This window comes from Micromonospora sp. ATLC16, from assembly GCF_057196645.1.
Map to the genome: position 1 here is coordinate 1 of NZ_JBXUOW010000124.1, position 6,442 is coordinate 6,442.

The window sequence follows — 6,442 nt, forward strand, 5'->3', positions numbered from 1 at the left end:
CCCGCGCCGGCGCCCGCCGCCCCGGCGCCCCCCCCCCCCCCGCCCCCCCCCCCCCCCCCCCCAACTCCATGGTCAAGCTGGGCGGGGGTGGGGACGGGAGGAGGGGAAGAGGGGTCAGGCGCGGGTGTTCGACTTGTGGTTGGTGGTGGCCTTCGTCAGGTCGTCTGCGGGGCGGTCGGTGCTGGTGCGGGCACCCTCGGCGGCCGCGGGGACCATCCCGGCGGTGGTCACCCCGGACGGCGCGGTCGCGGTGGGGATGGTGGGGGCGCTGTCGCCGCCGGCCACCGAACTGCCCGCTCCGGTCGAGGCCTCGCCGGCGCCGGTCGTACGCACCTCGATGGTCTCCACATCCTCGTGCATCGGCTCGAGCGCGGCACCCGCGTCGTACTCGGCCCACTCCTGCTGCTCGCGGTGCCGCCGCAGGGCCATCGCGCCGGCCAGCCCGGCAACCGTGCCGGCGGCCAGCAGGCCGATCATGGTCCCGCTCCGGCGGGACTTCTTCTTCGCCTTCATCTTCTTCGCCTTCCTACTGACCGCGGCCTGCTTGGCAACCGCGGCCTTCTTCCCCTTGGCGGCCCGATCGGCCGCGTCGGACTGCGCGTGACGTACGGCCAGAGCAAGCGGCGCGAGGGCGGCGGCCGTCGATGCGAGGCCACTCGATGCCCGGTCCCGGACCACGACGGCGGTCGGTGCCACCGCACCGCGGGCCGCCTGGAATCGTGGGCCGACCGTGTCGCCGGCTCCCCTCGCAGCATGCGTGGCGGCCTGCCTCAGGTGACCGATGCTGCGGTTCATTTCGGCCCGGGCCAGCTGCGCCTGGGTCTTGCGCCGCCAGTTTCCAAACACGGTCCCACCTCCTGGGAGTTGCTCTGTCTCATCCTCCACCTTCGGATGCCTCCGCATGTCCAGATCGGGCACATGGGAGGATCCGCATGGAACTGACCAACGAATAAGGAGTACCCGTGGCCGAGGCTGTCTACGCCACCCTGCACACCAATGCCGGCCCGATCCGGCTGGAACTTTTCGGCAACCACGCCCCGAAGACCGTCCGCAACTTCGTCGAGTTGGCCGAGGGCACCCGCGAGTACACCGACCCGCGGACCGGGCAGCCGGGCGGTGGTCCGTACTACGACGGCACCATCTCGCACCGGGTGATCAGCGGGTTCATGATTCAGATGGGTGACCCGACGGGCACCGGCCGGGGCGGGCCGGGCTACACCTTCGCCGACGAGTTCCACCCCGAGCTGCGGTTCGACCGGCCGTACCTGCTGGCGATGGCGAACGCCGGACCCGGCACCAACGGCTCGCAGTTCTTCATCACCGTCTCGCCGACGCCGCACCTGAACAACCGGCACACCATCTTCGGGCAGGTCGCCGACGAGCAGTCCGCGAAGATCGTCGAGGCGATTGCCAACACCCCGACCGGCCCCAGCGACCGGCCGCTCCAGGACGTCGTGATCGAGCGCGTCGAGATCGAGCGCTCGGCCTGACCGGGCGTCTCCGGGCGGTGCCGCAAGGGCCGCCCTATTGCCGGCCACTCTTGATGGTCCGGTCGATCAGCTCGCCGAGTGCCGGTTCGGGCACGCCGAGGACGACCGGCGGCTTGCGGACTGGTCCGGACACCCCACCGGTGTCCGGACCAGTCCCCGCTCTGCCCGACGGCCGCCGGCACTCCGCCGGGTACGCGTCGACCCGCCTGAGTGAGGGCTCGGGGTACCTTTGCTCGCATGACTGAGCGCTCGGGTGTCTGGGGCCAGCGATGAGCGAGTCCCCGCCGACCACGCCGGCCTGCTACCGCCACCCCGGCCGGGAAACATATGTCCGCTGTACCCGCTGCGACCGTTCCATCTGCCCGGACTGCATGAACGAGGCGTCGGTCGGTTTCCAGTGCCCGGAGTGCGTGTCGGAGGGACGCCGCAGCGTGCGTCCGGCGCGTACCGCCTTCGGCGGCGGGGTGGTCGGCCGACACGGTTACGTGACCAAGACGCTGATCGCCCTCAACCTGCTGGTGATGCTGGCCTCGATCGCCTCGGACCGGGGCGGGGACGCGGCGGCCGGCGGTAACGGCTTCGGCGGGCTGATGGGCGGGGGCACCCCGTTGACCGAGTGGGGTGCGGTGCTGGGGCGGGCGATGTTCCTCGACGGCACCGTCGGCGGTGTCGCCGAGGGGCAGTGGTACCGACTGATCACCGCGATGTTCCTGCACTACGGCGTGGTGCACCTGCTGCTGAACATGTGGGCGCTCTGGGTGCTGGGTCGCTCGCTGGAGGCGGTGCTCGGGCCGCTGCGCTTCGCCGCGCTCTACCTGATCGCCGGCTTCGGCGGCAACGTCGCGGTATACGTGTTCAGCGCGCCCAACCAGATGTCGGCGGGAGCGTCGACCGCCATCTTCGGCCTCTTCGCGGCGATCTTTGTGATCATGCGACGCCTGGGTCGGGACACCTCGGCCATCCTCCCCATCCTCGTGATCAATCTGATCTTCACCTTCACCGTGCCGCAGATCTCCATCGCCGGTCACCTGGGCGGCCTGGTGTTCGGCGCGCTGATGGCGCTGGTGCTGGCCTATGCGCCGCGGTCGCGCCGGACGCTTGTGCAGTTCGGCGGTGGCGCGATCATCGTGGTGGTGCTGCTCGGGATGACCCTGGTACGTACGGCCGCGCTGCTGGGCTGACCGCCGTCCGACCGGCGCCGTCGATGTGGACCCGGTCGCATCGCCGGCGCCGGGCGCGGATCAACTGGAGCCGTTGGCACCTTCCACCCGGACGGTGCGCAACGCGTCGGCGACCTCGGCCGGATCGGCGCCGAGATCGAGCCGGCTGAACAGGTGCAGCGAGTCGCCCGTGTCGATCTCCAGCGTCGGCCCGGCCAGTCCGCGCCCGGACCGACGGTGCACCTGGATGGTCTCCACCGTCGGCCAGGGCAGATGCCGTCGGCCCCGCAGCCCGGCCGGTACGGTGATGCCGGTCGGGTCCACCGCCAACCGCACCGGCGCGACCAGATCCCGCAGGCCCCACGCGGTGAGAACCGCTGCGGCCAGCCCGCCGAGCACCGGCCGGAGCGGGTCACCCGCGGCGAGCAGGATCCCCAGGGCGAGCACGCTGGCTGCGGCAGTCAGCTTGAGGACCGGTAGGGCCCGGGGCACCCGCCACTGCTGTGCGATGGTGTCGTACGCCACGGCACCAGCATGCCAGCGCCGCCGGCCGCGGGCATCCGCCGACGAAGCCTCGGCCGGCGGCGCGTGGGCGGAGGCGTGGCGGTCGGCGCGGGTGGGCGTAGGATCGGGAGCAGCCCAAGTTACCGGGGAGTAAACATGAGTGACGCGGTTGTCGTCGGTGCGGTGCGCACTCCGGTCGGGCGGCGCAAGGGCAGCCTGGCCACAGTGCACCCGGTGGATCTGTCCGCGCACGTACTGCGTGCCCTCGCCGAACGCACCGGGATCGATCCGGCTCAGGTGGACGACGTGGTCTGGGGCTGCGTCTCCCAGGTCGGCGAGCAGTCGTGGAACGTCGCCCGGAACGCAGTGCTGGCCGCCGGCTGGCCCGAGTCGGTGCCCGGCACCACCCTGGACCGGCAGTGCGGTTCCAGCCAGCAGGCCCTGCACTTCGCCGCCGCCACCGTGCTCTCCGGCCAGGCGGACCTGGTCGTCGCGGGCGGTGTCGAGTCGATGACCCGGGTGCCGATGGGCTCCAGCGTGGCCGGTGGGATGCCGTTCAGCGAGCAGATCCTGGCCCGCTACCGGGGGGTCGAGGGGGTCGCCGAGGACTCACCGCTCCCGTTCAACCAGGGTGTCGGGGCGGAGCTCATCGCCCAGCGCTGGCGCCTGTCCCGCACCCAGCTCGACGAGTTCGCGCTGACCAGCCACGAGAAGGCCGCCGCCGCGCAGGACGCGGGCGCGTTCGAGGCCGAAGTCGTCCCGGTGGCGCTCGCCGACGGCGGCAAGTTCGCGGTGGACGAGGGCATCCGGCGTGACACCTCGCTGGAGAAACTGGGCGAGCTGGCGACTCCGTTCCGTCCCGACGGGGTGGTCACCGCCGGTTCGGCCTCGCAGATCTCCGACGGTGCCGCCGCGCTCGCGGTCACCACGAGCGAGTGGGCCGGCCGGCACGGGCTGCGCCCGCTGGCCCGGGTACACACCGCCGTGGTCGCGGCGGACGATCCGGTCGCCATGTTGACCGCGTCGATCCCGGCCACCGCGAAGGCGCTGCGTCGCGCCGGGCTGGGCATCGAGGAGATCGGGGTGTACGAGGTGAACGAGGCGTTCGCCCCCGTACCGCTGGCCTGGTTGGCGGAGACCGAGGCGGACCCGGAGCGGCTCAATCCACGCGGCGGCGCGATCGCCCTGGGGCATCCGCTCGGCGGCTCCGGTGCCCGCATCATGACCACGATGCTCGGGCACATGCGCGACAACAACATCCGCTACGGCCTGCAGACCATGTGCGAGGGCGGCGGAATGGCCAACGCCACCATCCTCGAACTCCTCTGACCCCCCTCCCGCCAAGTTGATCAGGAAGTTCTGGTCTCCGGCCGACGCTCGAACGACCAAAACTCTTTGATCAACTCGCCGGGGTCGGTCGGGTTGGCCGAGGTGGGCGGGGTGGCGTGGAAATTGCAGAAAGCATGTCCGTCGGCCATGTCACCGTGGGGGCAGGGTCGTTGGGCAGGTCATGGACGTCTTCTCCCGAACGTTCCTTCCGGCCGCCGCCGAGGCCGGTCTGGCGGTGCAGACCGCCAGTCGGCACATGCCGGTGTTCCGCCGCTGCGTGGGTTCCGGCGACGCCACCATCCTGGTCACCCGGTGCAGCCGGCCGGGCCGACCAGTCGACGGGGAGTACCTCCTGCTGCTCACCCACCGCAGGCTGGTGGTCACCCGACAGACGCGGGTGCTGCATCGGCTCCGCCTGCACCTCAACACGGAACTCCGCGAGCTGAGCCACGTCACCTGGAGCCCCGACCCGCGCCTGCACTGCGTGGAGTTGGCCGCTACCGCGATCGACGGCATCCGCGAGCGCTTCCTGATCCGTACCCAGCATCCGAAGCAGGTGTGGCAGCTGGACGCCCTGCTCAATCACGCCTTCCGCAGCCGCGTACGCAGCGCACAGCCGCGGATCGTGGCCTCCGTCGCCGAGGCGCCTGCCGCCCGACCGGGCACCTTCCAGCCCGTCGTGGCCCACTGACCGGGTCTTCTTACCGAATCCGAACACAGCCTGACGCTGCCGAGTCTCGTCGATCGGCAATCATGGCCCAGTGACCGCCGAGAACCCGCAACGCGGGCTGGTCCTCGTGGTGGAGGACGAACCGAGCATCGCCGACCTGGTCCGGCTCTACCTCAGCCGGGACGGCTTCGGCGTACACGTCGAACGGGACGGCAGCGCCGGCCTCGCGGCGGCCCGCCGGTTGCGTCCGGTGGCCTGCGTGCTCGACATCGCCTTGCCGGGGCTGGCCGGCACCGAGATCTGTCGTCGGTTACGTGAGGCCGGCGACTGGACGCCGGTCATCTTCCTCACCGCCCGCGACGACGAGGTGGACCGCGTCGTCGGCCTGGAACTGGGCGCCGACGACTACGTCACCAAACCGTTCAGCCCTCGCGAACTCGTCGCCCGACTGCGGGCGGTGCTGCGCCGGGCCGCCGGCCCGCCAGGCGGCGTCGGGCAGCCCGTCGTGCTCGGCCGGGTCACCGTCGACCCCGACCGCAGGTCGGTCACCGCCGACGGCGCCCCGGTGCAGCTCACCTCCACCGAGTTCGACCTGCTGGCACACCTGATGAGCCGGCCGGGCCGGGTCTTCTCACGCGAGGAACTGCTGGCCGCGGTCTGGGGATACGCGGCGCTCGCCGGCACCCGTACCGTCGACGTGCACGTGGCGCAGGTCCGGGCGAAGCTCGGCGCGGCGAGCGTCATCCGGACCCATCGCGGAGTCGGGTACGCCGCCGATGGCTGATCGTCCCGGCCGTACGCTCACCGCGCGCGCGGTGCTGGTGACCTGCGCGGTGGCTCTGGTGTCGGTCCTGGTCACCGCGGTGGTCGCGGTGCCGGTGGCGGTTCGTGCGGCCGAGCGACGGGACCGGCAGGCGCTCGCCGCACAGGCCCAGGTCGCCGCCGAGCTGCTGCGGGCACGGCCCGCCCGGGTCCGGGAGCTGGCCGGCGAGCGGTTGATCCGCCAACTCGGCAACCAGGGCACCACCATCTACCTGATCTCGGGCGGTGCGGTCGACCGCGCCGGCCTGCCTCCCCAGGTGGTGAAGCGGGTGTCCCACGGGCGGAACTTCTCCGGCCGGCGGCTGGTCGACGGGCAACGGGTACTCGTCGAGGGCCGGGCGCTGCCCGGCGGCGACGGGGTGGTGCTGACCCGCCCGCTCGGGGCGGGAGTGTGGCGTCAGGTGCTGCGCGGTCTCTGGCTGCCGCTGCTGGCGGGGCTGGCCGCCGGCGCGGTCGCGGGCTCGCTG

The 6,442-nt window shown here is 72.1% G+C and carries 7 protein-coding genes and 1 pseudogene; 6 read left to right on the plus strand and 2 right to left on the minus strand.

Going from position 1 to position 6,442, the window contains the following annotated elements:
* Window positions 1-114 precede the first annotated feature (114 nt).
* The gene (locus tag AC2CHE_RS26240; RefSeq protein ID WP_484507515.1) at window positions 115-903 is read right to left on the minus strand and encodes a hypothetical protein; all 789 of its coding nucleotides are present in this window, start codon (window positions 901-903) and stop codon (window positions 115-117) included.
* 59 nt (window positions 904-962) lie between these two features.
* On the opposite strand from AC2CHE_RS26240, the gene AC2CHE_RS26245 reads away from it, so the two are divergent.
* Both AC2CHE_RS26245 and AC2CHE_RS26250 read left to right on the plus strand, forming a co-directional pair.
* Window positions 963-1,490, plus strand: coding sequence for a peptidylprolyl isomerase (locus tag AC2CHE_RS26245; protein WP_484507516.1), 528 nt, complete (start codon window positions 963-965; stop codon window positions 1,488-1,490).
* Between the two features lie 269 nt (window positions 1,491-1,759).
* Window positions 1,760-2,671 (plus strand): rhomboid family intramembrane serine protease, encoded by a 912-nt coding sequence (locus AC2CHE_RS26250; RefSeq protein WP_484507517.1) that lies wholly within the window; start codon window positions 1,760-1,762, stop codon window positions 2,669-2,671.
* Between the two features lie 60 nt (window positions 2,672-2,731).
* Here AC2CHE_RS26250 and AC2CHE_RS26255 read toward each other — a convergent pair whose 3' ends face one another.
* Window positions 2,732-3,175: a PH domain-containing protein gene (locus tag AC2CHE_RS26255; RefSeq protein WP_484507518.1), complete on the minus strand. Its 444-nt coding sequence runs from the start codon at window positions 3,173-3,175 to the stop codon at window positions 2,732-2,734.
* A 135-nt stretch (window positions 3,176-3,310) separates the two neighbouring features.
* Between AC2CHE_RS26255 and AC2CHE_RS26260 the strand changes: the two genes are divergently transcribed.
* From AC2CHE_RS26260 to AC2CHE_RS26275, 4 genes and pseudogenes are all read left to right on the plus strand, one after another.
* A complete protein-coding gene (locus AC2CHE_RS26260; RefSeq protein WP_484507519.1) occupies window positions 3,311-4,483 on the plus strand; it encodes an acetyl-CoA C-acyltransferase in 1,173 nt (390 codons plus the stop codon).
* Window positions 4,484-4,664: 181 nt separating this feature from the next.
* Window positions 4,665-5,174 (plus strand): hypothetical protein, encoded by a 510-nt coding sequence (locus AC2CHE_RS26265; RefSeq protein ID WP_484507520.1) that lies wholly within the window; start codon window positions 4,665-4,667, stop codon window positions 5,172-5,174.
* Between the two features lie 70 nt (window positions 5,175-5,244).
* The gene (locus AC2CHE_RS26270) at window positions 5,245-5,937 is read left to right on the plus strand and encodes a response regulator transcription factor (RefSeq protein ID WP_484507521.1); all 693 of its coding nucleotides are present in this window, start codon (window positions 5,245-5,247) and stop codon (window positions 5,935-5,937) included.
* A pseudogene (locus AC2CHE_RS26275) lies at window positions 5,930-6,442 on the plus strand (two-component sensor histidine kinase); the annotation flags it as partial. The gene AC2CHE_RS26270 and the pseudogene AC2CHE_RS26275, both read left to right, overlap by 8 nt.